Genomic DNA, 24,262 nt, shown 5'->3' with positions numbered 1-24,262 from the left:
CTTGGGCTAGACAGTTAAGTGCGATCGCGTTTCAGCATTTGCAGTATTATCCTCTGTATCAGTACAAACAGCAACTGTTAGTTTCAATCCCAAAGCATTCAGCCAAGTTCCCAGATTATAAATCGCATCACTTCCTTGCTGCGAAAGCAATTCATCCAGTTTTTTTAAGTGCAATTCATATTGTTCTGGAGACATCTGCTGTTTGCCAAGAGCTTCTGCTACATTGCTAAGTACCATTTTTAGCAGTTCTGACTCCGGGTTTTCTTCTTCAAAAAAAGCGTCTAGATACATAGCAGAATCTCTTGGCTTTTTGAGAGATTCTATTAGAAAGGGATGGTAAGGTAAACTTTTAGGCATTATCTTCACTCCTGTAATCAGTCCAGTATTTGATAGCTTGCTGTATGTCTCGGTCTTGAGTGCTTTTATCCCCACCTATTAAAAGCAGGATAATAGTTGTGCCGACTTGTCCGAAATAGATTCGGTATCCAGGGCCATAATCTATTTTTAATTCATAGACTCCTTCTCCAACAAATCGATAATCTCCGATATTGCCGAGTTGAACTCTGTCTAATCTCAACCTAATTCTAGCTTTAGCTTTGCCATCTCGGAGAAAATTAAACCATTCCTCGAAAGGCACTTTGTTATCTGGCGTCGTATAACGCTGAATTTCTCTCGGTTGGACTTCGGGCATAATTATATTATAGTGCGTCACTCATCCCAGTATCCTGGCAATTAATTATACTCAAGAAATTCCACAGGGGAAAGATGGAAAAACTTAGCTAACTTGTGAATTTGACTCGCCGTCAGTTCCCGCTTTCCATCCATCATCTCAGATACCCAAGACTCTGATTCAAAAATATCAACCAAATCTTTTTCTTGAATATTGTCCTCAACCATCAATGCTTTCAGTAGTGCGATACCTTTCAAGACTGGCATTGGCTCATGTTTTTGTTCGTAATCATAAACAAGAGTACCCAACACGTTTAAGTAATCCCGATCGTCCTGCGTGAGATTGCTCCGACTCACAATAAAATCAATCCGATTTTGTGTAGCAATCAACTCAGCTTCACAAGTAATTGGACGCGGTGGAAAAGTTGTGATTATCTCGATATAGTAGCTACTAGGAGTTTTTAAACCAGTCGTCATTTTTCCAGTTCTCCTTATTATATTCTGCATGAGTTAAAACACAGCGGACAAACACTATCTGGTATTCATAGTCGATAAAAGCAATTAACCGATAGTTATTGCCACCAATATTAAATACCGTAAAGTTACCTACTAAGTCAGCCGAAGGAAATACTTTACGAATATCTACTAAACTTTGCCATTCAGCATCACAACTACGCTGATACCACAGCAACAGACTTGTTTCAGCATTGGGGTGTGTTTCCCAAAATTCTGTTAGTCGTTTTCGGCTAATGACACGCATGAGACTATTATAATCTAATTTACTAAACGGGACTTAGTGAATTCTCACATTCTTGATTTTGCTGTCGTGTTGTATGACTCATCGCCTCAGCCAAATGCTTCTTCAAAGTCGCCTCCGGTAGCGGCCCTTTTAAATGACTCCAAGGCAAAACCTGATCCAATTCCCACTCTTGAAAAACATAAAAATCCATCTCCGGCAACTGTCCCCGCAACTCCTTAAAGGCCCGCCGATAACTGCCCAAAGTATCGCCGTAATGCCGCACTAATTCCAACAGCCGAGACAACCGCCGATCGCCCTTTGACAACAAACCCTGAATCACAGACCAGTTATAGCTTTCAGGTCTAAATTCTAAACCTAACTTCCGCAATTCTTTATCTAAAAACTTCAGCCTCTTCTCCGCATCTTTATTCACTCCAAACCACTGAAAAGGAGTGTGAGATTTCGGGACAAAAGTGCTGCATCCCAGAGTCAACCGCAAACCGGGAGCGGCTTTTCTAATCGCCCGCATCATCTCCACCGTCTCCTCTAAATCCTCCATTTCTTCACCTGGAATTCCCGCCATCCCGTAAAGTTTAATTCCCTTTAAGCCGCCCGCCTTAGCATTGATAGCAGCTTGAATAATTTCGTCATTTGCGAGTTTTTTGTTAACGATTTTGCGGAGGCGATCGCTCCCGCTTTCCACCGCAATTGTCACAGATTTGCTGTCTCTGTTGGTCAATATTTCTGCTAGCTTAACTGTCACCGTATTCGTCCTTACCGAAGAAAGACTCAGCCGCACGCCGTCGTATTTCGGATGATTCAAATGATCCAGCAACGCTTCAAATTCCGGGTGCTGAGTCACCGAAGCACCCAACAAACCCAAACGATTAGTCACAGCTAAACCGCGATCGATCGCCGGAATTAACGAATCCTCCAAACTCGCCGTTCTAAACGGCAAAGTCAGATAACTTGCCAAACAAAAACGGCACATTTCTGGACAACTCCGAACCACTTCCACCATGTAAATATTTTCCCAAGCCGCTTTTTCTGTCACCACAGTGGAAGCAGATAAAGTATTGCCGCGATAAGTCTGTTTTTCAACCACACTGGGAATTCCAGAATCGACAGGCTGAATCGATTTGATCCCCTCCGTCGCATCCAGATAAGTTACTTCGTACAAACTGGGGACGTAAACTCCTGGAACTTGGGATAAATGCCGCAATTTAGTTAATCTGTCGGCGGTACGGACTTCTTTATAAGCATCAATAAAATTGTCAATGAGATGTTCGCCATCTCCCAGCAAAATCACATCAAAAAAATCGGCAAAAGGTTCGGGATTAGCCGTAAAAACTGGGCCACCGCCGAATACTATCGGATAATTATCAGTTCGTTTTGACGCCCAAATCGGAATTTCTAAAGATTCCAATAAATTTAGAATATTTACATAGTCTAGTTCCCAAGAAAGCGAAAATCCCAGTAATTCTGGATGTCGGGGAAGTTGTTCGCGGATATCAGTAAATAAACGGCCCACTTCAATATCCGATCGCACAGCCAAAGTTGCCCACACTATCTGATAGCCGAGACTGGTAATACCCACGGTGTACTCGTTGGGAAAAGCAAAAATAGTGGGGATAGCATCAGTATCGGGCGTTGCGGGGGCAAACAGTAAGCGTTCTTGAGCAAAGGGATTAGGAGTCACGGGCAAATTTAGTTTTAACAATAGGTCTGTTCTTATCTCATTTTAAGCCATTACCAAAGTCATTGTAGGGTGCGTCAGGGTTGAATGTGGCGATCACAAACTAAGAATCTCCCCCCTGACGCACCCTATCGTTAGTTAGCTGTTACATCCGTTACATCCGAAGAAAGCGAATCTGTTGGCGAACTTCATTCTTGCTTCTTCAAATTTACTCTGAAATAGAATTGCGATCGTCCTGAGTTCTCGGAGTAGTCGGAGTAGGCGGTGCACTGTGAAAAGTTGCAATCAGCAAACAGATAATCCCAGCATTAATAAACACATCCGCCAGATTAAATACCGGGAACCGAATGAGCCGAAAATCGATAAAATCTACAACATGGCCCGAAACAAATCGATCGATCCCATTCCCCAGTGCTCCCCCCAAAATCAAACCGTAGCCAGCTTGTTCCCAGCGGTTAATTCGCGGCCCGAACCAAGCCAGCACAATCAATCCCACACTAACGCCCAAAGACAGCCAGCGCAACCAAATCGCCCCGCCATTGCTGAACAGACTAAAAGCGGCACCTGTATTAACAACATAAGTGAAGTGAAACACCCCGGGTAACAGCGGCTGCGTCTGCGGAGGAACCGTCAAGTCAAAATTTTGTACCACCCAAAACTTAGTCAGGTGGTCTAAAACTAAACTGATAACAGCAGCAATCCAAAACCAGGGATTTCTTTTAAAACGCATGAATTAAGCAATAGAAAATGGGGCATCGGGCATGAGAGAATTTACTCCAATCTCACTTGTCATTGCGATCAGAATGCAGTGCAGCAAAGCAATCCCAGCCGCAGCGAGATTAATCTCCCGTTTGGCAATGATAGTATAACCTTATTTTGGACACTTACCAGTTACCTCTTCCTTCTTCCTTCTTCCTCCTTCCTTCTTCCTGAAATCCGTTACATCCGTTACATCCGTTACATAATCCGTTGCCGAACTTCCTTCGCAATTAATAAAACATCAATCGGCGCAAAGTAAATGACAGCACTGCGATCGCACAAACTACCGCCAATTGTCCCGGCAGGGGATAAACCGAATATTTAAGAATCTCATCGAATAAAGGTGTTTTTTTTGCCGGAGGCAGCCAGTAAGTAAAAATTAGATAAGTTAAGCCGATCGCGTGAACAGTGAACAAACCGCACAAACAGCTAAAAGCCATAGATTCCAGCCGCGAAGCCACCTTAAAAGCCACCCAGCCGCACACCCAAGCACCAGGCACAAAACCCAGCAAATACCCAAAACTCGCTTCTTTGAGATAGCCGATGCCGCCGCCTTGAGAAAAAACTGGCCACAAAGTTAATCCTAATGCCAAATAAGCAATTTGCGAGAGAGCCGCAGCATTTTTTCCCCCCATGCAGCCTACTAGCAAAACGGCTCCAATTTGATAGGTAACACCTAAAGAGTACGCCTGAAGTCCTCGATCGTCCCACAACCCAATAGGAATTGTGACAGATGCAGGCAAAAAAGTGCCTCCTATCGTCAGAAGCAAACCAATAACAGCCCAGATTAGTTCAATAGGAGCAGGCATTATAGCAGAAGAAAGAAGGAAGACCGAAGTTGCAATCGACCGTTTATGTTTGTGCACTTAAGAACGTCCTAACCGTCAGGGCGGTTGCCATATCATCAAACAGCATTCGTCAGGATGTATTTGTCAGATGCAAGCTTCAATGCCCGCAGCTTTTAAATTCTTAATACTAGCACTACTGTCAAAATAACCACCATTGTATGGTTTTCTGGTTCTCAAGCCTCGATCTTGTGATAATTTAATGGGGAATTTTTCGCTATCGGGCGATCGACTGCTTGTTTCCGTAGCTATTTCTCTGCCCTATATCTTATAACTTCACAATTGTCAAGCTCATAAATAACATTAATAATATTAATTAATATTAAATTGGGATTAAGTGTAAAGATTCTTAACCTAACCTTTACTTTTGCGCGCTATGCTGATGCGGGAGACCCATATAACGATCGCAGATTTTTTATACCTATGCTTTTTCGTCTCAACTTGATTAATCCAAACCGTTTGACTACTGCAATTTCCGCTATGGCGATCGCCCTCAGTGTAGCAGCTTGCACCAGTCCCAGCACAAACACAAGCAGCACCACCAGCCCCGGCGACACCGCAGCATCCCCCGGCGCTTCCCCCGTTGCAGCCACGGGCACCGCGGAAAACACCAAACTCGCCCTAGCCTCAGACGTAGCAATCACCGCAGCCGGCGCCTCATTCCCCGCCCCTCTGTACCAGCGTTGGTTTCAAGACTTCAACAAAATCAACCCCAAAGTACAAATTAACTATCAATCAGTAGGCAGCGGCGCTGGAGTCGAACAATTTACCAAAGGCACAGTAGACTTTGGGGCCAGCGACACCGGCATGAAAGACGACGAAATCGCCAAAGTTCCAGCAGACAAAGGCGTGATCTTGCTACCCATGACAGCCGGCAGTATCGTCATCGGCTACAACCTGCCAGACTTAACCGAACCATTGAAACTACCACGGGACGTTTACGCAGATATCTTCGCCGGTAAAATTACCAACTGGAACGATCCCAGAATTGCAGCCGCCAACCCGGCCGCTAAATTGCCAGACCAAGCCATCACCATCGTCCACCGTTCCGACGGTAGCGGTACCACCGCCGTCTTCACCAAACACCTGAGTGCCATCAGCCCCGACTGGAAAAGTGCAGTAGGCGACGGCAAAACAGTACAGTGGCCCGTAGGCGTAGGCGCAAAAGGCAACGAAGGCGTCACAGCCCAAATTCTGCAAACCGTAGGCAGCCTCGGCTACATAGAATACGGCTATGCCAAAAACAACAATGTCAAATTTGCATCTTTGGAAAACAAAGCAGGCAGCTTTGTCGCACCTACCGACGAATCAGCTTCTCAAGCTTTAGCAACTGTGCCGATGCCGGAAAACCTGCGAGCATTTATCGAAGACCCCGAAGGCGCTCAATCCTATCCAATTGTCACCTACACTTGGATGCTCGTCCCCAAAACAGTTACTGACCCCAACAAAGCCAAAACCATCGAGGCAATGGTTGAATACGGCTTAACTGAAGGTCAAAAAGTTAGTTCCGAATTGGGCTACGTTCCTCTACCCCAAAGCGTTAAAGAAAAAGTAGCAGCGGCCGCTGACGGCATCAGCGCAGACTACAAGATTGAGGTTGCAAAATAGTAACTGTTGACTGTTGACTGTTGACTGTTGTCCGTTGTCAGAGGGAAAAAAGCCCTTCGGCATTGCGCGTGCGGGTAAAAATCAGGAAGAACGAAGAGAGATATTTCTGTGGGGCGGGTTTTACCAGAAATATTTGTTAAAAAGTCAGGGGATTAATAAATCCGCCCCTCTTCTATGTAACAATCGGTGCATCTGTGTAGGGGTGGGTTTGACCAGAAATACTTGTTGAAAAGTCAGGGAATTAATCAACCCGCCCCTCTTTGATTTTATTTATGGTCTTTCTTTCTGCTTCGTTCTAGCTTTTTCCGAAACAGGCTATTTTCGGCTACTATATATTTGGTTTTTTTTCTATGATTTCAGATAATAACAGCGCTCGATCGCAGACCCGATCTCGCTCTGGGGCAGAAAAGTCCTTAGATCAAGGCTTTATCTGGCTCACGCGGATTTTGGGCATAGGAGTTGGTGTAATTTTGCTGGTAATCGCGCTCACGGTTGCTTATCGGGCTTTACCGGCGATTCAACAGTACGGTTTGGGCTTTCTGTTTGGCAGTAGCTGGAATCCGGTTAAAGAAGAGTACGGTGCGCTGCCGATGATTTACGGGACGATCGTCAGTTCGGCGATCGCGCTCCTAATTGCAGTACCATTAGGAGTAGGGACTGCCATTTTCTTGAGCGAGGACTTTCTGCCGCTACCAGTGCGTACAGCTTTAGTTTTTTTAGTAGAACTTTTAGCCGCCATTCCCAGCGTAGTCTACGGTTTGTGGGGAATTGCTGTATTGATTCCCATGATTACCACTCTCGGCAAGTTTCTCAACGGCACTTTCGGATGGCTGCCGATTTTTAGCACCTCGCCAGTTGGGCCGGGAATGTTACCAGCCGGAGTAATTTTGGGAATCATGACTTTGCCCATTATTACAGCTATCTCCCGCGACTCTTTGGCAAGTCTCCCGCCCGAATTGCGGCAAGCATCTCTAGGTTTAGGAGCTACTCGCTGGACTACAATTTTTAGAGTGCTCGTACCGGCAGCTTTTTCCGGCATTGTCGGCGGAATTATGCTTGGGCTCGGTCGCGCCATGGGAGAAACAATGGCTGCAACTCTGTTAATTGGTAATTCCAATCAGTTAAGTCTTTCTGTGCTAGCTCCGGCAAATACTATTGCTTCTCTGATGGCAAATCAGTTTGCGGAAGCCTCCGGGTTGCAAGTAGCAGCTCTGATGTACACAGGGCTAATTCTGTTTATTATGACACTGATTGTTAATATTTTGGCAGAGTGGATTGTCTCTCAAGTAAGAGCGAAGTACAACTAGAAGTTTGCCGCCATTTCCTACATATTTTTAGTTTATGTCAAATAGCGTCTCCGATGAGAATTCTTTGGTATCGAAAACAGGCAGTTTAAAGAAGGTTAAAAACAGCCCGCAAGCGCTGTTTGGTCTGGGGATGACTGTACTGGCTGGAGCTAGTCTGGTCATCACTCTGCTGCCTTTGTTTGCAGTTCTTTCCTATGTCACCGTACAAGGTTTCAATCGCCTGAATTTAGACTTGTTTACCAAGCTGCCACCGCCGCCCGGACTATCGGGAGGCGGTATTGCTAATGCAATTCTCGGTACATTGATGACGGTGGGAATTGCTTCTTTAATTGCTGTTCCTTTTGGTGTATTGGCAGCAGTTTATTTGTCGGAGTTCAGCAGCGGCCAAGTAGCTCGCTGGGTACGCTTTGCTACTAATGTCCTCAGCGGCGTTCCTTCGATTATTGCCGGGGTATTTGCCTACGGTTTGTTCGTGGTAAATATGGGAGGTTTTTCGGCAATTGCAGGGGGTGCGGCGTTGGCTGTGCTGATGTTGCCCACGATTGTGCGGACTACTGACGAAGCTCTACAAATCGTCCCGCAAGATATTAGATGGGCGTCGGTTGGTGTGGGTGCTTCTAATTATCAGACGGTGTTGCAGGTGGTTTTGCCTGCGGCCATTCCAGCTATTTTAACGGGCGTGACGCTGGCAATTGCTCGCGCTGCTGGAGAAACTGCTCCTTTGATTTTTACGGCGCTGAATTCGCCTTTTTGGCCGGCAGGATTTGATAAGCCAACTCCGAGTCTTTCGGTTTTGGTGTACAACTTTGCAACGGTTCCTTTTAAGGCACAGAAAGAATTGGCTTGGGCGGCATCTTTGATTTTGGTGATAATGGTTTTGCTGACGAGTATTCTTTCTCGCTGGGCTACTCGCCAAAAAGTTTATTGAAGGAAGAAGATTCTTCGACTTGGCGAACGGGTAAAAAGAAGGAAGATTTTCCTTATCTCCAACTTTCCCACTCTCATCTTCTCCTTATTTTGTAAAATTCGATTGGATACTTACCTGTATGATGATGGATTTAGACAAGCAAACGGAAACAGTTTTACGGACAGAAAATATCAATATTTTTTACGGCGCTTTTCACGCGGTTAAAAATGTTTCAATGGAGATTCCTAAAAATCGCATTACTGCCTTGATTGGGCCGTCTGGCTGCGGTAAAAGTACAATTCTGCGATGTTTTAACCGGCTCAACGATTTAGTGAGCGGTTTTCGTTTAGAGGGTAGAATTGATTACCACGGTCAAAATCTTTACGATCCCGATATTGATGCTGTGGCGGTGCGCCGCAAGATTGGGATGGTGTTTCAAAAGCCGAATCCTTTCCCGAAGTCGATTTATGACAATATTGCTTACGGTGCGAGGGTAAACAATTATAAGGGAGATATGGATGAGCTGGTGGAAAAATCGCTCAGCCAAGCTTATTTGTGGGATGAGGTGAAGGATAAGTTGAAGCAAAGCGGTTTTTCTCTTTCGGGTGGCCAGCAGCAGCGTTTGTGTATTGCTAGGGCGATCGCGATTAATCCTGATGTAGTGTTAATGGATGAACCTTGCGCTTCTCTTGACCCGATTTCTACGATTAAGATTGAGGAGTTGATGCGGGAACTCAAGGAGAAGTATACGATTGTGATCGTTACTCACAATATGCAGCAGGCTTCTCGGGTTTCTGACCTGACTGCTTTTTTCAATGCTAAACTTTCTGACGATGGGAAGCGGTTTGGCTATCTTGTGGAGTGTGATAAGACTGAGGTAATTTTCCAAAGTCCGAAGGAAGAGTCTACTTTAGATTATGTGAGTGGCCGTTTTGGTTGAGTCCCCGACAGGTTGAAACCTGTCGCTACACAAACTATCGTCCCTCTTTAAGAGAGTAAAAACATTTAATTTGCTGAGTTTGGTAGCAACAAAAAAAACCGCGTAAAACTTTTCTGAATTGAGAATCCCGCTTTCTTGGAGAAAGCGGGATTCTGGATTTTATGATTAAAAGCTCGATCGTACTTTTTGCAGATATAAGCCGCTGATTTTTGTGAAGAAATGCTCGAAGAGTTCACATATTCTTCATCCAATGCTTGAACAGGTTTTCTTTAACCATGTTTTGCCGCATAACTTCGAGCAAGTATTCCTGAGCTTGGTCTTGGCTTAACCTTTTTACTTCTTCGCGCAGCACTTGAAGTTTGAACTGCTGTTCCATGCTGAGGCTGGTTGTAGGCATATCCATAAATCGCTCCTCCAGTTTGCTGAGATTGATGCGAAATTGATCGGAATGACGTTTCGCAGGATTTGTTGTGTCTCCTACATTGTAAACTATCATAACATTCACTTGACAATATGTCCAAAGTAGACATTTTGAGACTAATTTGTGTAGCAAAAGTACATCTAAGTGGGGGGAGCTCTATCATAAAAAGGCGTCAACACCGGGAAGCATAAGCCAAAGGAGCTAGTTCGTATGGATGCAATGGAGTTTTTTCAAAGCAGTGCTGGGGAGTGGCGTTCTCAGCGCAGCACTCACCACCTCGCTTTCCGCCAAGCGGAGATTGGGGATTCAAATATTCAGGTAACAGCCCTAGCTGCCGATGACGCTAGAGTCGCGGAGATTTGCAAGATGCACGAAGTCGATCCGAGCCGGGCTGCTGGGGGGGCTTTTGTGACATGGCACGGCTCGATGGCGTGGGATAAGGATGATGAGAATCATAAAGGGTCTACGGTGTTCGCGATCGTCCCCGATCCTGAAAATCCCCGGCAGGGCTTGATGTTGCGCGAACGAGGCTATGCGGAAATTGTGCCTGTGGCTGGCCGTTTTGAGATGGATGATGAGGATGGGCTGCTGCTGATTACGGAATACGAGACGATGAGTTCGATCGAGCGTTTCTGGTTTCCTAACCCGAACGTGCGGATGCGGACGAGTACCGTAAAGCGCTTTGGCGGTTTCAGCACATCGACTTTTTGTACCGAAATTCGGGTGCAACCAGACTCGGATGCAACATCAGAAGCAGCAGGAGCTCAAGTGCCCGCCAGCGAGTTTTATTCGGCTCTGGGCTGGTAATTTAGTCATTAGTCAGCAGTCAGTAGTCATTTGTCAGCAGTCAGGAGTGGGCTGAGTCTCGAAACGACGCCAAAGTAATGACTAATGACCAATGACCAATGACTAATGACCAATGACTAATGACTTCCCCAAAGTCAACAAATGTTACAGATTGTTGCAAAAATTCAGGAAAATCAGATTTAGATTGCGGGAATCCCCTAATCTGTATGTTGGTTAGTTGTATCCGTTATGCTGGCAGCTCACGGTGTCAACTATTTCTGAAATTTGAGATAACGGAGATTTTAACGTGGCGCTTCCTTTATTAAGCTACGCCCCCAACAGCCAAAACCAGCGCGTTGCTGGTTTTGAAGTGGGGAGCGACGAGCAGCCGAGAATTTTCACAACTGAAAATGTGCTCTCGTCTGGAGACATGGAAAATTTGATTTGGGCTGGATATCGCCAGATTTACAGCGAACACCAAATCCTCAAGAGCAACCGCCAAAAGTCTTTGGAGTCGCAACTCAAGTTCGGCCAAATTACTGTGCGGGACTTTATTCGCGGTTTGGCCACTTCTTCTCCTTTCTTGGAGCGGAATTATCAAACTAACAGCAATTACCGGTTTGTGGAAATGTGCGTGCAGCGCATTTTGGGCCGGGATGTGTACAGCGAGCGCGAAAAGATTGCTTGGTCGATCGTGGTAGCCAATAAGGGGCCTCAAGGCTTTATTGACGAGTTGGTCAATAGCGAAGAGTACCTGGATAAGTTCGGCTACGATACCGTACCTTACCAGCAGCGCCGAATTTTGCCTCAGCGAGTTGGAGGAGACACTCCTTTCAACTTGAAAACGCCCCGCTACAGCGAATACCACCGTTCGCAGCTTGGCTTCCCGCAAATCATCTGGCAGACTGGCGTGCGCCGTTTTGTTCCTCAAGAGCAGCAACCGAAGGCTGGCGATCCGTCGAACTATTTGGGTATGGCGCGCAATATGCCCATGCCTGCTACTCCGCCGCAGCGCGTGCCTCTAGCTAATATCAATATCGACACGATGGTTCCCCGTCGCCGGTAATTGATGCTGCCCTGATGCGATTATTTGTGTCGGGCCGACTGAATCGATCGGCTTTTAGGCTGAGAGAGTTTTGAGTCTTGAGTTTTGAGGTTTGAGTTTTTTGATAAACTTGGAATCCAAAACTCGGGACTCATAATTTTTTGTCATTAGGAAGAAGGAAGTTCGGCAACGGATTGTGTAACGGATGTAACGGATGTAACGGATGTCAGTCCGATGTCCGTCGGAAGAAGGAAGAAGGAAGAAGGAAGAGGGAAGAAGGAAGAGGGAAGAAGGAAGAAAAATAATTCGACCTTTTCTCATTGTTAACTCTAAGTGCATAGGTGCATTTATGCAGCCACAATATAACGAAGATGCTGGAAAACCATTGCGTCGCCATGCTAAACAGCTTCGTACCAAAGCCTTATACAGGTACGGTGCAGCAACAGGGTTGGTGTTGTTGCCACTGCTGGTATACGCGGTAGCACCTTTTAATCCTTTATTTTTGGTTGCGGCTCTTTTGATAGGGGTATTAATCGCCCTTCCGTTGATTGAGGACGGGAAAACGTTTTGGAAGTCGTCTCAGAGATTTGACCAAGGGGCCTGTGGTGAAGAAAAGATTCAGCAAGTTTTGGAGTCCCTAATCCAATCTGGATGGATAGCTGAGTACAACTTAAGATTGCCGGAAGTAGGCGATATCGATGTGTGGCTGCGATCGCCTAAAGGGGTCAATTTTATCCTTGATGTGAAGTCTCACTCAACCGTAGTTCTGTTGGATGGGGATGTGCTCAAGCGTCAATCTTACGACGGGAAATTGAGAGATTTTGAGAAAGATTTTCTGGCACAGATTGCCAAAGAAGTTACGGCTATAAAAAAAGCTAAGAAGTTAACCAAGGTCACTCCAGTAGTTGTATTTAGCGATGCCAAGGTGAGTTTTAGCAACAAAAAGAAGATTAGGGGTGCTTACGTCATGGAACTGGGCAATCTGGTGTCAGGGTTGCAAGAACTCGATCGCTCCTATAAAAGTAGATAAGATTGGGAGAAATGAGACAAACCGCTACCTTGATATGTTTGACATCAACAAATTTGCACAGACCAGTAACATCCCCGACTTGCACTAGCATCTAAGTGATACTTGTGCTATTAAAAAATTTTAAGGTAGAAACAATATCCTGGACGGAATGTTGAACAAAGCAATCAACGTAGATAAAATTCTCAACGCCTGATGGCGACTTGTCATAACAGCTTTGGCGGCTGCTATACCAATTATCAAATATTAGCGCGCAACCGCAATATTTTTAGCAGGGTGTTGAATTGATCTGGTAAAGGCGCGATCGCCTCTATTAATTCTCCTGTTACGGGATGCTGCAATGTCAGCCGCCAGGCGTGGAGGGCTTGTCCGGTTAAATTGACGCCGATAGAACGGTTGGAACTGTACATCGGGTCCCCGACAATGGGATGTTTTATTTCGGCTGTATGCACGCGAATTTGATGGGTGCGGCCGGTTTCTAATTGATAGTGCATTAAGCAATAGTTGCCGATTCTTTCTTTGATTGTCCAGTGAGTAACTGCGGGGCGGCCGCCTTTTTCTACTGGTACTACCGCCATTTTTTTGCGGTCTGTGGGATGCCGGCCGATGGGTAAGTCTATTGTGCCTGTTTCGGTGTTGGGAGCCCCGTAAACTATGCCTAAATATTCGCGGCGGGCTGTTTTGGCTTTCAGTTGGGCTTGCAGGTGTTGGTGGGCTATGTCGGTTTTGGCGATCGCGATCGCACCCGTTGTATCTTTGTCTAATCTGTGCACGATTCCCGGTCGCTGAACTCCGCCTATTTCTGCTAGGGGACAGTGGGCTAAGAGGGCGTTGACTAATGTACCGTCTTGGTGTCCGGCGGCTGGGTGGACGACTAATCCGGCTGGTTTGTTGATAATAATTAGGCTGTCATCTTCGTAGAGGATGTCGAGGGGAATTGATTCCGGCTGCAAGGAAGTGGGCTGGATTTCGGGTAAAGTGAGGTGGATGCGATCGCCAGTTTTTACTGATATTTTTTTCGAGGTGCAGGTTTCATCGTTGACTTTGACGTTACCTTGTGATATGAGGGTTTGGATTCGCGATCGGGATAAGTCCGGTATCTGGTTTGACAGCCAAATATCTAATCGCTGATTGACATTACTGCGATCGAATTCCTCTGTATTTTCTACTGTGTAAATCTGTGCCGCAGTGTCTGTTTCTATCATTTACTTTTTACTATTTTTTGCCAAGTGTGTAAAGCAAATATCTTAATCATAACATCTGTGAGTTCGTTCGCGATCGCACGGGCAGCGAGAAACCGGGTTTTTTCACAGCAATACTTCCTTTGGGCGCGCAGACTGGGTAAAAAACCCGGTTTCTTTGGTCGGAGTGGTTAAGTCGTTTGAGTATAATCGTCAATTCTATCGACAATTATCGCAGTGGCCGCAGCGCATTGATTTAGCTTCCTTGGCAAACCCAAAAGCTTGCAGCAAAAATTGCCACCTACACTCGCGATGTTTGAGATATTTAGCCATTTCTTCCGCTGCGGTAAAATTAAATTTTTCCGCTTTTTGCTGTTGAGATTTATTGATCGCATAATTAAAAGGATCTTGCCATGTTAATTGTCCGCTACTGTGCAAGATTGAAAGGGCGATCGCACTTTCGGGAAATTCACGGGAAACTGCTTCTATATCGCCTTTAACTGGCAGTTTTTTGGCTAATTGCTGAGCTTCTCGGTATTGCGATCGCAATTTATCTTGAAAAAATTCCTTTCTTTGTTTATCTTCGGGATAAAGAAAACCCGTAGGTTCGCTAATCAATGTCAGGGCGATCGCCGATTTGCCGTCGCGTCCGCCTCTACCAATTTCCTGAATGTATTCCGATAATAGCAAAGGTGCTTGATAATGAACAACCCACCGGACATCTGGCTTGTTAATTCCCATCCCGAATGCTGAGGTACAAGTCACGAATTTAATATCATTGTTCAGCCAAGCTGTTTCTATTTTTCGTCGTGATTCTGGACTCAAACCTGCATGATATGCTGCTGTTTGATAACCTGCTGCATCCAACAAATCCGCCAAATTTTCGCTATCTTTTCTGGTGCGGACATAGACTAAACCTGCTTGTTTTTGTCGCTCTTTGATAAAGTTTAATAATTGCTGCTTGCGTCCTCTCGGCGTCCAGACTGTTTGCACTTGCAGGTGGAGGTTAGAACGGTAGGGACTTAGCAGAAATGCTTCGGGCTTTTGCAGTTGCAAGACATTTTTGATTGTCTGCTGTGCTTCCGGGTTGGCGGTAGCGGTGAAAGCTGCGATCGCAATTTTACTGTTTGCTGGTTTAGCTTTCAACAAAGCCGACCGCACTGTTCCTAAACGGCGGTAAGCTGGTCGGAATGTATCGCCCCACTGCACTAAACAGTGAGCTTCATCTAATATTAAACCGTTGATTTGGATCTGTGGCTGACTGATAATTTCCCAAACAGGTTTGCTGAGTAATGTTTCAGGAGACAGGTACAGCAACCTTAATTTGTTTTGTTGCAGCGACTGCATAGTTTGTCGGCGCTGCGCTGTTGGCAATTGACTGTGGAGGAGGGAAGCAGGAAGATTGCGATCGCGCAATTCTTGTACTTGATTTTCCATCAGTGCGACTAACGGCGAAACTACCAACGTTAAGCCTGTTTGTAACAAAGCTGGCAGTTGAAAGCAGATTGATTTGCCGCCACCTGTCGGCATAATTATAATTGTATCTTTTCCGGCTAATAAACTACCGACGATTTCTCCTTGGGGCGGTCGAAAGTCGTCGTATCCCCAGATTTTTTGGAAGGCGGTGCGGGCTTGATTTAATGATACTGGTTCTGGTTGGTATTTCATTTAATTTATCCCCAAATCAGACGTAATGTGAGCAGTGCGTGCCCGACATAATTAAATTTTGTGTAAGTCCTGATGTACCAATAAACCGGGTGGCTGGTTTCATAGTATGCAAGTATCGAGCTGGATAAGTGTTAATTTAATAACAGTTAATAATTTTACTTTTTGAATTATGAACGCAAGCACGTTAAGCGAAGTTTTCAGCTATCGCCAAAAGACTTGTGATCTTTTCGATACCGCAGGTCTAGCAGAAGCAGTGCATGAAGATGGTTTTGCGCTGATTCCTGGTGTACTCACTCCGTCGGAAGTGGCGCAAACCAAGGAAGCACTCGATCGCCTGCAACCCTTCGGACTCGATGGTAGCAGTTGGAGTGAATTGAACCAGCATTTTAAGTGCGTTTTTAATCGCGATCGGCTGTGGCTTTCCTATGTCGATCGACCGGGTATAATTGAGTTAGCAGAAGCATTAATGGGCAGCGATTGCCACATTATCGGCATGACTGCGTGGAAAAGCGGGCCCGGTTATGATGGTTGGCGCGTCCACGTCGATCAGGTGTTTGTACCCGTGCCCGAAAGCGTGTTTGCCGTTAGCGCAGCCCTCGGAGAGGATCGCACTTTTCAACTGCCAGTATGGATTTGTACAGCCCATTTCTATCTCAGCGACATTGCAGAAGACCTCTGTCCTACCTACATTATTCCCGGCAGTCACAAATCTGGTCGCAAACCAGATCGCGGGGAAGAAACTTGGAACGGACATTCCCCAGAACCAGTTTTGTGCAAAGCAGGAGATGTGCTGTTTTTCCGCAGTGAAATTTGGCACTCCGGCGGCAAAAATACGACAACAGATGGAACTCGCTACTTACTGCAAGTGCATTATTCCCATCGCAACATCGCGCAGAAATTTTCGCCTTGGCCGTGGCAGTTTAACCCCGAAATTATCGCTACAGCTACAGAACGGCAACTGCGGCTTTTAGGCAAACATCCTGAGTCAGATTACGGTTAAGATAAATTATGAATTTTGTTTGAGGCGCGATCGATAAATAAACGGGAAATGTCATATTTATTTAAGAGTTGGAGTTTTGGATTTGAGATTACGATCAATTCTAGAGGCTGGTAAATCTCCGAATATCTTGAGCAATCCAAAATCCAAAATCCAAAATCTCAAATCGCCTAAGATTGACCGTCCCGGCGGCCGAGCTCGTACACGCCGCCACCAATACAGGCGATCGTACCCATAGATACCGCCCAACCAGTGCCCAGAGACAATTCAACGCCCCAATTGCACAATCCGCCCACAATCAAAAAGGGCAAAATGCTCAATAGGGAAGCGTAAAACGCATTTTGAGCTTCTCTGGCTTGGCGGGTTCTTTCAAACTCGGCTTCCGAGGTGTAGAGGGATCTCTCGGCAAAATTCATCCAGCGGTTGAGTTGCAGGATTACCCATTCTGTCACGGGCGACAGGCCCCAGTACAGGGCCAAAGACCACAAGGACGCACCTGCGATCGCAGTTGCATCTATGGCAAAACTAAAGGGAAAAATTTCAGTAAGCATTGCTTGATGTCTGTTATGAATTTGAAATTTTGGATGACATCCAAAATCCCCGAACTTAACTATAGTGTCAAGCAAAAGCTCGATCGAATTCAACCGCAGCACGAATTCCTCGGCCAATTTTTTTTTATCACCCCTGGGCATTTACCCGGAAGCCTTGACACGGGTTTTGGATGGAGTAAGATACACGTTGTTGATAAACTGATTCGCGATCGCGGGTAGAGCTCAAAGCCAATCTTGCAGCGAATTGGCATAATTTACATCTTGCACCCTTCTGAGAAACGGGCAAGATGCCCGTTCCACAAAGAATGATTTTTTTGTGGGGGGGGCCGGAAAGCCCGCCCCTGAAAGCTTTATTGACAAGGGTGCAAGATGTGAGCCTAAAAGACAACGCAAACTCGCACACACATTTAACTTTGAGCCGTGAAAAAAATCCTGCAAGACTCTAGAGGCCCGCTGACGGCAAAACGCTTTTTTCGTCTCAGACATATGCTGCTGCTGGCACTTTCGATCGGCATTGTGTTGATCAGCCCTTATTTGCAGCAGCAGGTGGTCAAAGCTCAGTCAGGCTTACCAAGCAGAGTAGCGACGGGTAATTTGTGGCAAGAAGCTTCTTTTCCAGTCGAAAACTTTGAAACATACACTTCCGCCTTCGGCCCCCGTGGCGGGGATTTTCATTACGGTTTGGACTTGGCCGCCCCGGAAGGCAGCTATATCCGCAATTGGTGGGGCGGGCAAATTGTGGAAGTTTGGGAAGATGGCCGGTGCGGCACTGGTATGGTGGTGCGATCGGGAAATTGGGAACACATCTACTGTCACCTCAGAGGCCGAGTGCTAACGGCTAACGGCGGGCGTTATTATACCGATCGCGAAGGTACCGTGCAAATTTGGCAAGGTCAAACAGTGCCTGCGGGTGCGAGAATTGCCAGAGTTGGGATGACGGGCCGCACGAGTGGGCCTCACTTGCACTGGGGATTGAAGTACGGCGGCCGCTGGGTAGACCCGGCTTTGGTACTCCGGGAAATGTACGCGCAACAATCTTAATTAGTCATTAGTCATTAGTCATTAGTTAGTAGCCATTTTTCTTGGTTTGTAGTAAGGACTAAAGTCCTGATTTTTTCGAGAATGAGGAATAAAGTCCTCACTACAAACTTGAATAACTAATGACTAATGACTCTTTACGTTGGTGCCAACTCTTTTTTGGTCAACTCGGTGTACCGCTCAACAATTTGGCGGAATTCATCGCCGTCGATCGTTTCTTCATCCAACAGCGCTTCGACAAGTTTGTCTACCAAAGCGCGGTTTTCGCGGATAATTCGGCGAGCTTCTTCGTAGCACTCAAAGGCAATTTCCCGGACTTGCCGATCGATCTTAATTGCCATGTCTTCGGAATACTCGGATCGCGAATTCCAGTTTTGGCCCAAAAACACCTCATTGTTCGGACTTTCCAAAGCCACAGGCCCCAAATCCGACATTCCATAAAGCGTTACCATCTCCCTCGCGAGACTGCTAACTTTTTTGAGATCGCTACCGGCACCGGTGTCGATTTCAGCATCGCCATAAATTTCTGCTTCCGCCGCCCGTCCCCCCAAAGCTACTTTAATTCGGTTTAACAGCAAAGCCCGACTCCTCAAACCTTCGCTGTCGAGCATTTCGTCGTCAAGCACAAAGCTAGTAAAGCCTTCGACCCCGCCGGAACGCGGAATAATCGTTACTTTTTCAACTGGATCGGCATTTTTGAGCATGGTCGCGACTAGCGCGTGTCCGACTTCGTGGTATGCTGTCATCCACTTTTTCTTGCTGTCGAGCAGCGGGTTGAGGGTAAGCCCGATCGTGATCCGGTCGATCGCGTCGTGAACTTCTAAGTTAGTAATCGTGTCTTTGCGACGCCTCGCAGTGAGAATAGCTGCTTCGTTGAGCAAGTTTGCCAAGTCGGCGCCGGAAAAGCCGGGAGTGCGGCGGGCGATCGTGTCTAGGGCAACTTCTGGGTCGAGTTTTTTGTTGCGCGCGTGAACTTGCAAAATCCCCAAACGCCCTTTGTAACTGGGTAAATCTACCGTTACTTGGCGATCGAACCTGCCGGGCCGCAGCAGGGCGGTATCGAGTACGTCGGGCCGGTTAGTAGCTGCAATCACAATCACGCCACTGTTACCCTCAAAGCCGTCCATTTCTGTCAGCAACTGGTTGAGAGTTTGTTCGCGTTCGTCGTTGCCGCCGCCGATACCAGCGCCGCGCTGCCTTCCTACGGCGTCTATTTCGTCGATGAAGACGATGCAGGGGGCATTTTCTTTAGCTTTGCGGAACAAGTCGCGGACGCGGGAGGCGCCAACTCCGACAAACATTTCGACAAATTCGGAACCCGAGATACTGAAGAAGGGGACGGCTGCTTCGCCTGCGATGGCTTTTGCCAGCATGGTTTTACCGGTTCCGGGAGGCCCGATTAACAGAACTCCTCTGGGAATTTTGGCGCCGATGGCGTTGAAGCGTTCGGGTTTTTTGAGGAAGGTTACGACTTCTTGCAGTTCTTCTTTAGCTTCTTCGATGCCTGCTACGTCGTCGAACATCACGCCGGTTTTGGCTTCCATTTGGAAACGGGCTCGGGATTTGCCGAAGTTCATGGCATTTCCTTGAGATTGGGTCGATCGGCGCAGGATTGCCATCAACACTGCCAACACTGCAAAAATCACTAGCAAGTTTACTACTAAACTGACTGCGGCGGCGTTGTCGGCTGTTTGTTTGACTTCAAAGTCAATCTTTTTGGCGCGGATTTGCGAGTACAGTTCTCGGTTGTTGTAGTCGAACAGACTAACTGATTGGGTTTGATCGCTTTTTTGATTTTTTAGCCTAACCTTGGCAGTTTTTTGAGTTTCGTCTACTTCGACTCTACTGACTTGCCCTTTTTCTATGTTGTCGATCAGTTGGCTGTAACTCATGGTGTTTGGCGCGCTCTCGGCAAACACCGGGGTCGAGAGCAATATTCCTTGAGAAATCACCATACTGCCCAGGATACGCCAAAGATTCCGTCCTGGAATTGATTTTTTAGGATTCTGGCTCGATTTGTCTTTGTTTACAGCTAGATGCCCCAGCCATGCGTGTTTCCAAGAATTTTTCATATTGCTTTGCCCAAGGTTGAAGACTGCCAAGATTGACCGCTTGTGGTTTGCTACGTTCATTTATTTTAACAAGATGGCGGGTGTTGGATGGGTTTATCTCTGGCGGGCATCTTAAGAAACCCCTCAAAATAGTGGCTTGTGAACGCTCCGAGTCTGTTTTCCCTTACCGGGCTTATGAGCACTCACCCCTCCTACCCATAACCTTCTATTCTTCCTTCTATTTTCTACATCGGAAACTTTACTTGACAGTTGCCGATCGAACTTGCTATGTTAATCATACTCGTAATGAGTACGTTTTAGAGAAGCAGTTATTGTTTTTAAGCTTTATGGTAAAAATTGTCGGCATTGGTGGAAGTTTGCGGGCTGGCTCCTACAGCCAGTTAGCGTTGAAGGTGGCAGCAGAACGGGCGCAAGCCCTGGGCGCGGAAGTTGAAATATTCGATTTGCGATCGCTCAATCTGCCATTCTGCAATGGTGAGAATGATTATATCGATTATCCGGATGTGGAAAAGCTGCAGAATGCGGTTAAGCAAGCCGACGGCTTGATTTTGGCAACGCCGGAGTATCACGGCAGCATCAGCGGTGCTCTCAAGAATGCCCTGGATTTGATGAGTTTTGAGCATTTGGACGGGAAGGTTGCGGGTTCGATCAGCGTTTTGGGAGGGCAAGTTAACAGCAACGCACTCAACGATTTGCGCGTGATTTTGAGATGGGTACACGCTTGGGTAATTCCCGAACAAATTGCGATCGGACAAGCTTGGAAAGCTTTTAGTCCGGATGGTAAATTGTTGGATGAAAAACTGTCTGAAAGGTTCGACGAATTTGCTCGGAGTTTGGTAGAAAATACGCGGAAGTTGCGAGGAATTTCGTAATTTTATCTCATGACAAATGCAGTCCGGGATGCAACTGGCCTATTCTTCGGATGCGTCAGTTGCAATAATTGCTCGATTTGAAGAGGTTTTGTCTCTAGTAGAGTACCCGACAAGCTGTAATGTTAACTGTTAACAGCCAACAGTCAACTGAATTAAAATGGCATATCGATCATGTCTCCGAAAGGATGGGGTACGTCGATCGGCATTCTTCCGGGTTTTGACTCATATTTGTCTATCCACTTTTTGGCCAATTCCAAAGCTTCCTCCTCAGTCTTGGCATTTTGGACGGCGACGTGGCGGTTGCCGCGGCTATCCCAAACCTCGACGTAGAAAACTTTCTGGGATTGAATAATCCAACCTTTATAAGTGTCTGCTGGTTCCATAGCTAGAATCCTAAAATAATCGGGCGGGGAGTTCCACTGGCGAGCTAATTGTAAATATTGCCCTGCATAAAATGAATTTTACGGGGGTTTCTATAGTATTTTTGGAAAAAAGTCAGTTTTACGGTTAACCTCATGACCCGACTCCTGAAGCAATTATTTAACTGGAGAAAATATCTCCAACCTTTGGCGGCGACGATCGCCATCGCCCTAATCGCATCCCAGATGGCGGTATTGCCGGCATTGGCGACTGGCGTTTACGAAATGCCCGTGTTGTCGGCGGGCGATCGAACTTGGGTGTTCGACAAAGGCGACGTGCTCAGCCGCAGCAGCGAAAGCAATATCAGCAGCGTGCTCGACAACCTGGAAAACAAAACAGGGAAACAAGTGCGATTTGTCACCATCCACCGCTTAGACTACGGCGAAACGACTGCCACTTTCACCGACCAACTGTTTGAACAGTGGTTTCCCGCAAAAGAAGACCAGACTAATCAAATTTTACTCGTTCTCGACACTGTTACCAACAGCGCGGCAATTCGGACGGGGGAAGGGGTGAAATCCCTGCTAACCGATGAAATTGCCCAGAGTGTGGCTGGGGAAACTGTGCAAGTGCCGCTGCGGGAAGCGAATAAATACAACGAGGCATTTGCGGCTGCAAGTACGCGCATTGCAACTGTCTTGTCGGGCGAACCCGATCCGGGTCCTCCTGAAGTTGTTGACAACATTCAAGTTGAAGGCACGTTTAAAAAAGCTGAAGAAACAGACCAAGGCAATGCCACAGTTGTTGTGGTTGTGCTGTTGGTGTTGGCGACAGTGATTCCGATGGTGACTTATTTCTGGTATCAAGGTTTTTCGTGATCGGGTGCTGACAAATTCGATCGGTGGCCGTTTTGTCAAAAAATTAAGGCAGGGCTGCACTAATCTTGAACGTATTCTCGATCGCTCAACAATGCAATTTCTGCCCGTACAAATTCCCGTCCCAGATAAGCCGCGTGATCTAACATTGTCACCGGACAGGGGCGGGTTTCTTCTAGGATTTTGACGCAAAGTTCTTTGGCGGTTCTGCCGGTAAAAAGTGTGGCCTCAGTGCGTTCTACTTTGCCACGGGCGGGGATGGGTTTGCCAGTTTCCGGATCGACGGCGAGGCCTCGATCGTCGATGATGTTGGTGAAATGTTTGGCACAAATTAAGCTGGTTTCGCGATCAAGATAGATGATGAAGTAGCCGCCTGGATCGAGGTCGATGTGGCGTTTGGATAGCTTGTCATCAATTGCGGTGAGATTTTCCAAGGTTTGACTCATGGTTGGTGAAAGGAACTAAACAAGAGCTATATTTTTTTTGCTATTTCTAGTTTAGTCGGCTGTGGGACAAGTTTGGCAGTTGGTTGGTTGAATGCGGGGGAAAATTTCGGGCGATCGACAATTCCTGCAATTTGCCGATCGCTCCTATGCTACAGTCGATCGGGCTGGACAGATAAATTGATGAGTGAACTTAAGACGCGATCGCTTGTAGATACCCGACTTCTTGAAAGAGTCGGGACTCTGGATATTGTATTTTTTTAGTCGTTGCTCACTTATATATGATGCAAAATCGGTTATTATTGTATATAGAATTTGTTGGTATTAAAGCTAAGCCAAAATGAAATTTATAGATTTGTTTTCAGGAATAGGAGGTTTCAGACAAGGCTTTGAAAAAATAGGCTTTAAATGCGTTTTTTCCTGCGAAATTAACAGCAAATGCCGACAAGTTTACACGGAAAATTTCGGTGATGTTCCTTTTGGAGATATCAGTAAAATTAATCCCGTCGAGTTAGAAGACTTTGATATTTTAGTCGCTGGGTTTCCGTGCCAACCTTTTAGCATCTGTGGGAAAAAGCTGGGTTTTGAAGATACTAGAGGCACGCTATTTTTCGAGATTTGTAAAATCATCAAAATAAAGCAACCTCAAGTAGTTGTCCTCGAAAATGTCAAGCACTTAATCCATCATGACAAGGGAAATACATTAAAAGTAATTATTGCCAGTCTTAGAGAGTTGGGGTACAGAGTGAATTACAAAATGCTGAATGCTAAAGACTTTGGAATTCCTCAACATCGTGAAAGAATATTCATTATGGCAACTAAAGATAAAGAATTCAATTTTTCTCGACTTAAAAGCAAGTTTACTCCGCAATTGAGGGAATTTCTAGATGAGACAGGGAATTTTGAAATATTGGACAAATCCGAGTATACTTTAATTGAGTTTCCGAGAAAGCAAGATTCGGGACTTTTGTTTGTAGGTTACAGAAATAAAGGTACTTGGAAAACTGGCGTGAGGCCAAATACAGAACATTTATCGAGAGTTCACAGACAGCCTAATCGCATTTATTCGGTAGATGGAGTGCATCCCACCATTCCTTCGCAAGAAACATCTGGCAGGTTTTTTATCTACATTCCTGAGCAAGATATGGTAAGAAAGTTGACGCTGAAGGAATGTTACCGCCTTATGGGTTTTCCTGAAGATTTTAAGAGTTATCCAAGTGCGGGGGAAAGTTACAAGCAAATTGGGAATTCGGTTTGTATTCCGGTGGTGGAGGCGATCGCACAAGAAATAGTAAGTCAAAATTTATTGTATGATGAAATGAAGGGATTGCCAAGAGAAATAAATGAATATTTACAGGTTGCTCTTTTCTAACAGCACTTACGCAAGTGTGCTACTCCCATCGACTTGTAAGGTTCGTCAGACGGATGTAGAGAGCGACGATAGAGGATTTTGTTT

At 46.1% G+C, this 24,262-nt stretch carries 27 protein-coding genes; 13 read left to right on the top strand and 14 right to left on the bottom strand.

The genetic code is table 11. From position 1 onward, the window contains the following. Positions 1–6: 6 nt before the first annotated feature. The 7 genes from QUA25_RS07710 to QUA25_RS07680 form a co-directional block, all read right to left on the bottom strand. Entirely contained in the window at positions 7–357 is a 351-nt protein-coding gene (locus QUA25_RS07710; RefSeq protein WP_333036868.1) for a transcriptional regulator, read from the bottom strand. Continuing rightward, a complete protein-coding gene (locus QUA25_RS07705; protein WP_333036867.1) occupies positions 350–691 on the bottom strand; it encodes a type II toxin-antitoxin system RelE/ParE family toxin in 342 nt (113 codons plus the stop codon). Before QUA25_RS07705 ends, QUA25_RS07710 begins: the two co-directional genes overlap by 8 nt. Positions 692–732: 41 nt before the next feature. After that, positions 733–1,146: a transcriptional regulator gene (locus QUA25_RS07700; protein WP_333036866.1), complete on the bottom strand. Its 414-nt coding sequence runs from the start codon at positions 1,144–1,146 to the stop codon at positions 733–735. Next, positions 1,121–1,429 carry a type II toxin-antitoxin system HigB family toxin gene (locus QUA25_RS07695; RefSeq protein WP_333036865.1) on the bottom strand — a complete coding sequence of 103 codons (309 nt, stop codon included), beginning with the start codon at positions 1,427–1,429 and terminating at the stop codon, positions 1,121–1,123. The genes QUA25_RS07700 and QUA25_RS07695 overlap by 26 nt, the downstream gene beginning before the upstream one ends. Before the next feature lie 22 nt (positions 1,430–1,451). Continuing rightward, entirely contained in the window at positions 1,452–3,107 is a 1,656-nt protein-coding gene (locus QUA25_RS07690) for a radical SAM protein (RefSeq protein WP_333036864.1), read from the bottom strand. Between the two features lie 205 nt (positions 3,108–3,312). Then, complete coding sequence (lspA, locus tag QUA25_RS07685) at positions 3,313–3,834, bottom strand: signal peptidase II (protein ID WP_333036863.1); 522 nt, start codon at positions 3,832–3,834, stop codon at positions 3,313–3,315. 259 nt (positions 3,835–4,093) lie between these two features. Continuing rightward, a complete protein-coding gene (locus tag QUA25_RS07680; protein WP_333036862.1) occupies positions 4,094–4,672 on the bottom strand; it encodes a biotin transporter BioY in 579 nt (192 codons plus the stop codon). Positions 4,673–5,131: 459 nt separating this feature from the next. Between QUA25_RS07680 and pstS the strand changes: the two genes are divergently transcribed. The 4 genes from pstS (at position 5,132) to pstB (ending at position 9,470) form a co-directional block, all read left to right on the top strand. Continuing rightward, complete coding sequence (pstS, locus tag QUA25_RS07675) at positions 5,132–6,316, top strand: phosphate ABC transporter substrate-binding protein PstS (RefSeq protein WP_333036861.1); 1,185 nt, start codon at positions 5,132–5,134, stop codon at positions 6,314–6,316. Positions 6,317–6,666: 350 nt separating this feature from the next. Beyond that, the gene (pstC, locus tag QUA25_RS07670) at positions 6,667–7,623 is read left to right on the top strand and encodes a phosphate ABC transporter permease subunit PstC (protein ID WP_333036860.1); all 957 of its coding nucleotides are present in this window, start codon (positions 6,667–6,669) and stop codon (positions 7,621–7,623) included. 34 nt (positions 7,624–7,657) lie between these two features. Continuing rightward, on the top strand, positions 7,658–8,551 hold the full coding sequence (pstA, locus tag QUA25_RS07665; RefSeq protein WP_333036859.1) for a phosphate ABC transporter permease PstA: 894 nt from the start codon (positions 7,658–7,660) through the stop codon (positions 8,549–8,551). A gap of 118 nt (positions 8,552–8,669) precedes the next feature. Continuing rightward, complete coding sequence (pstB, locus tag QUA25_RS07660; protein ID WP_333036858.1) at positions 8,670–9,470, top strand: phosphate ABC transporter ATP-binding protein PstB; 801 nt, start codon at positions 8,670–8,672, stop codon at positions 9,468–9,470. 232 nt (positions 9,471–9,702) lie between these two features. Here the strand turns inward: pstB and QUA25_RS29430 are convergent, their stop codons facing one another. Beyond that, positions 9,703–9,966 (bottom strand): NblA/ycf18 family protein, encoded by a 264-nt coding sequence (locus QUA25_RS29430; protein ID WP_445242210.1) that lies wholly within the window; start codon positions 9,964–9,966, stop codon positions 9,703–9,705. Positions 9,967–10,101: 135 nt separating this feature from the next. On the opposite strand from QUA25_RS29430, the gene QUA25_RS07650 reads away from it, so the two are divergent. The 3 genes from QUA25_RS07650 (at position 10,102) to QUA25_RS07640 (ending at position 12,752) form a co-directional block, all read left to right on the top strand. Beyond that, positions 10,102–10,698 (top strand): phycobiliprotein lyase, encoded by a 597-nt coding sequence (locus tag QUA25_RS07650; protein ID WP_333036857.1) that lies wholly within the window; start codon positions 10,102–10,104, stop codon positions 10,696–10,698. A 286-nt stretch (positions 10,699–10,984) separates the two neighbouring features. Continuing rightward, positions 10,985–11,743 (top strand): phycobilisome rod-core linker polypeptide, encoded by a 759-nt coding sequence (locus QUA25_RS07645; RefSeq protein ID WP_333036856.1) that lies wholly within the window; start codon positions 10,985–10,987, stop codon positions 11,741–11,743. Between the two features lie 202 nt (positions 11,744–11,945). Next, the gene (locus tag QUA25_RS07640) at positions 11,946–12,752 is read left to right on the top strand and encodes a nuclease-related domain-containing protein (protein WP_333036855.1); all 807 of its coding nucleotides are present in this window, start codon (positions 11,946–11,948) and stop codon (positions 12,750–12,752) included. A gap of 236 nt (positions 12,753–12,988) precedes the next feature. Here QUA25_RS07640 and QUA25_RS07635 read toward each other — a convergent pair whose 3' ends face one another. Then, on the bottom strand, positions 12,989–13,954 hold the full coding sequence (locus QUA25_RS07635) for an RluA family pseudouridine synthase (protein WP_333036853.1): 966 nt from the start codon (positions 13,952–13,954) through the stop codon (positions 12,989–12,991). Between the two features lie 195 nt (positions 13,955–14,149). After that, positions 14,150–15,598, bottom strand: coding sequence for a RecQ family ATP-dependent DNA helicase (locus QUA25_RS07630; protein ID WP_333036851.1), 1,449 nt, complete (start codon positions 15,596–15,598; stop codon positions 14,150–14,152). Between the two features lie 169 nt (positions 15,599–15,767). Between QUA25_RS07630 and QUA25_RS07625 the strand changes: the two genes are divergently transcribed. Further along, positions 15,768–16,598 carry a phytanoyl-CoA dioxygenase family protein gene (locus QUA25_RS07625; RefSeq protein WP_333036848.1) on the top strand — a complete coding sequence of 277 codons (831 nt, stop codon included), beginning with the start codon at positions 15,768–15,770 and terminating at the stop codon, positions 16,596–16,598. A gap of 167 nt (positions 16,599–16,765) precedes the next feature. Here the strand turns inward: QUA25_RS07625 and QUA25_RS07620 are convergent, their stop codons facing one another. Continuing rightward, positions 16,766–17,146 carry a hypothetical protein gene (locus QUA25_RS07620; RefSeq protein WP_333036846.1) on the bottom strand — a complete coding sequence of 127 codons (381 nt, stop codon included), beginning with the start codon at positions 17,144–17,146 and terminating at the stop codon, positions 16,766–16,768. Positions 17,147–17,179: 33 nt separating this feature from the next. Here QUA25_RS07620 and QUA25_RS07615 point away from each other — a divergent pair, with 33 nt between their 5' ends. Next, positions 17,180–17,365 (top strand): hypothetical protein, encoded by a 186-nt coding sequence (locus QUA25_RS07615; protein WP_333036844.1) that lies wholly within the window; start codon positions 17,180–17,182, stop codon positions 17,363–17,365. 267 nt (positions 17,366–17,632) lie between these two features. Next, the gene (locus QUA25_RS07610; RefSeq protein WP_333036920.1) at positions 17,633–18,187 is read left to right on the top strand and encodes a M23 family metallopeptidase; all 555 of its coding nucleotides are present in this window, start codon (positions 17,633–17,635) and stop codon (positions 18,185–18,187) included. Between the two features lie 134 nt (positions 18,188–18,321). Here QUA25_RS07610 and ftsH read toward each other — a convergent pair whose 3' ends face one another. Next, complete coding sequence (gene ftsH / locus QUA25_RS07605) at positions 18,322–20,256, bottom strand: ATP-dependent zinc metalloprotease FtsH (RefSeq protein ID WP_333036843.1); 1,935 nt, start codon at positions 20,254–20,256, stop codon at positions 18,322–18,324. A gap of 326 nt (positions 20,257–20,582) precedes the next feature. Between ftsH and QUA25_RS07600 the strand changes: the two genes are divergently transcribed. Continuing rightward, positions 20,583–21,128: an NADPH-dependent FMN reductase gene (locus tag QUA25_RS07600; protein ID WP_333036842.1), complete on the top strand. Its 546-nt coding sequence runs from the start codon at positions 20,583–20,585 to the stop codon at positions 21,126–21,128. A 152-nt stretch (positions 21,129–21,280) separates the two neighbouring features. Here QUA25_RS07600 and QUA25_RS07595 read toward each other — a convergent pair whose 3' ends face one another. Then, complete coding sequence (locus QUA25_RS07595; protein ID WP_006635545.1) at positions 21,281–21,511, bottom strand: hypothetical protein; 231 nt, start codon at positions 21,509–21,511, stop codon at positions 21,281–21,283. Between the two features lie 132 nt (positions 21,512–21,643). On the opposite strand from QUA25_RS07595, the gene psb32 reads away from it, so the two are divergent. Next, the gene (psb32, locus tag QUA25_RS07590; protein WP_333036839.1) at positions 21,644–22,366 is read left to right on the top strand and encodes a photosystem II repair protein Psb32; all 723 of its coding nucleotides are present in this window, start codon (positions 21,644–21,646) and stop codon (positions 22,364–22,366) included. A 59-nt stretch (positions 22,367–22,425) separates the two neighbouring features. On the opposite strand, the gene QUA25_RS07585 is transcribed toward psb32, so the two are convergent. Next, a complete protein-coding gene (locus QUA25_RS07585) occupies positions 22,426–22,809 on the bottom strand; it encodes a DUF4346 domain-containing protein (RefSeq protein ID WP_333036837.1) in 384 nt (127 codons plus the stop codon). 337 nt (positions 22,810–23,146) lie between these two features. Here QUA25_RS07585 and dcm point away from each other — a divergent pair, with 337 nt between their 5' ends. After that, the gene (dcm, locus tag QUA25_RS07580; protein ID WP_333036835.1) at positions 23,147–24,178 is read left to right on the top strand and encodes a DNA (cytosine-5-)-methyltransferase; all 1,032 of its coding nucleotides are present in this window, start codon (positions 23,147–23,149) and stop codon (positions 24,176–24,178) included. Positions 24,179–24,262: the final 84 nt, after the last annotated feature.

The sequence above is a fragment of the Microcoleus sp. Pol17C6 genome, assembly GCF_036701145.1.
Lineage (GTDB): Bacteria > Cyanobacteriota > Cyanobacteriia > Cyanobacteriales > Microcoleaceae > Microcoleus.
The sequence above is the reverse complement of the archived record's forward strand: the minus strand, read 5'-3'. Positions and strand labels throughout refer to the sequence as shown.

Bases quoted from the DNA above. Each gene is read 5' to 3' on its own strand.
- pstC (WP_333036860.1), top strand. From the start codon at position 6,667: ATGATTTCAGATAATAACAGCGCTCGATCGCAGACCCGATCTCGCTCT.
- QUA25_RS07585 (WP_333036837.1), bottom strand. From the start codon at position 22,809: ATGAGTCAAACCTTGGAAAATCTCACCGCAATTGATGACAAGCTATCC.
- QUA25_RS07710 (WP_333036868.1), bottom strand. From the start codon at position 357: ATGCCTAAAAGTTTACCTTACCATCCCTTTCTAATAGAATCTCTCAAA.
- QUA25_RS07595 (WP_006635545.1), bottom strand. From the start codon at position 21,511: ATGGAACCAGCAGACACTTATAAAGGTTGGATTATTCAATCCCAGAAA.
- psb32 (WP_333036839.1), top strand. From the start codon at position 21,644: ATGACCCGACTCCTGAAGCAATTATTTAACTGGAGAAAATATCTCCAA.
- QUA25_RS07600 (WP_333036842.1), top strand. From the start codon at position 20,583: ATGGTAAAAATTGTCGGCATTGGTGGAAGTTTGCGGGCTGGCTCCTAC.
- dcm (WP_333036835.1), top strand. From the start codon at position 23,147: ATGAAATTTATAGATTTGTTTTCAGGAATAGGAGGTTTCAGACAAGGC.
- QUA25_RS07620 (WP_333036846.1), bottom strand. From the start codon at position 17,146: ATGCTTACTGAAATTTTTCCCTTTAGTTTTGCCATAGATGCAACTGCG.
- QUA25_RS07705 (WP_333036867.1), bottom strand. From the start codon at position 691: ATGCCCGAAGTCCAACCGAGAGAAATTCAGCGTTATACGACGCCAGAT.
- QUA25_RS07650 (WP_333036857.1), top strand. From the start codon at position 10,102: ATGGATGCAATGGAGTTTTTTCAAAGCAGTGCTGGGGAGTGGCGTTCT.
- QUA25_RS07635 (WP_333036853.1), bottom strand. From the start codon at position 13,954: ATGATAGAAACAGACACTGCGGCACAGATTTACACAGTAGAAAATACA.
- QUA25_RS07625 (WP_333036848.1), top strand. From the start codon at position 15,768: ATGAACGCAAGCACGTTAAGCGAAGTTTTCAGCTATCGCCAAAAGACT.
- lspA (WP_333036863.1), bottom strand. From the start codon at position 3,834: ATGCGTTTTAAAAGAAATCCCTGGTTTTGGATTGCTGCTGTTATCAGT.
- pstB (WP_333036858.1), top strand. From the start codon at position 8,670: ATGATGATGGATTTAGACAAGCAAACGGAAACAGTTTTACGGACAGAA.
- QUA25_RS07615 (WP_333036844.1), top strand. From the start codon at position 17,180: ATGACATCCAAAATCCCCGAACTTAACTATAGTGTCAAGCAAAAGCTC.
- QUA25_RS29430 (WP_445242210.1), bottom strand. From the start codon at position 9,966: ATGATAGTTTACAATGTAGGAGACACAACAAATCCTGCGAAACGTCAT.
- pstA (WP_333036859.1), top strand. From the start codon at position 7,658: ATGTCAAATAGCGTCTCCGATGAGAATTCTTTGGTATCGAAAACAGGC.
- QUA25_RS07610 (WP_333036920.1), top strand. From the start codon at position 17,633: ATGCTGCTGCTGGCACTTTCGATCGGCATTGTGTTGATCAGCCCTTAT.
- QUA25_RS07695 (WP_333036865.1), bottom strand. From the start codon at position 1,429: ATGCGTGTCATTAGCCGAAAACGACTAACAGAATTTTGGGAAACACAC.
- ftsH (WP_333036843.1), bottom strand. From the start codon at position 20,256: ATGAAAAATTCTTGGAAACACGCATGGCTGGGGCATCTAGCTGTAAAC.
- QUA25_RS07700 (WP_333036866.1), bottom strand. From the start codon at position 1,146: ATGACGACTGGTTTAAAAACTCCTAGTAGCTACTATATCGAGATAATC.
- QUA25_RS07630 (WP_333036851.1), bottom strand. From the start codon at position 15,598: ATGAAATACCAACCAGAACCAGTATCATTAAATCAAGCCCGCACCGCC.
- QUA25_RS07680 (WP_333036862.1), bottom strand. From the start codon at position 4,672: ATGCCTGCTCCTATTGAACTAATCTGGGCTGTTATTGGTTTGCTTCTG.
- QUA25_RS07640 (WP_333036855.1), top strand. From the start codon at position 11,946: ATGTCAGTCCGATGTCCGTCGGAAGAAGGAAGAAGGAAGAAGGAAGAG.
- pstS (WP_333036861.1), top strand. From the start codon at position 5,132: ATGCTTTTTCGTCTCAACTTGATTAATCCAAACCGTTTGACTACTGCA.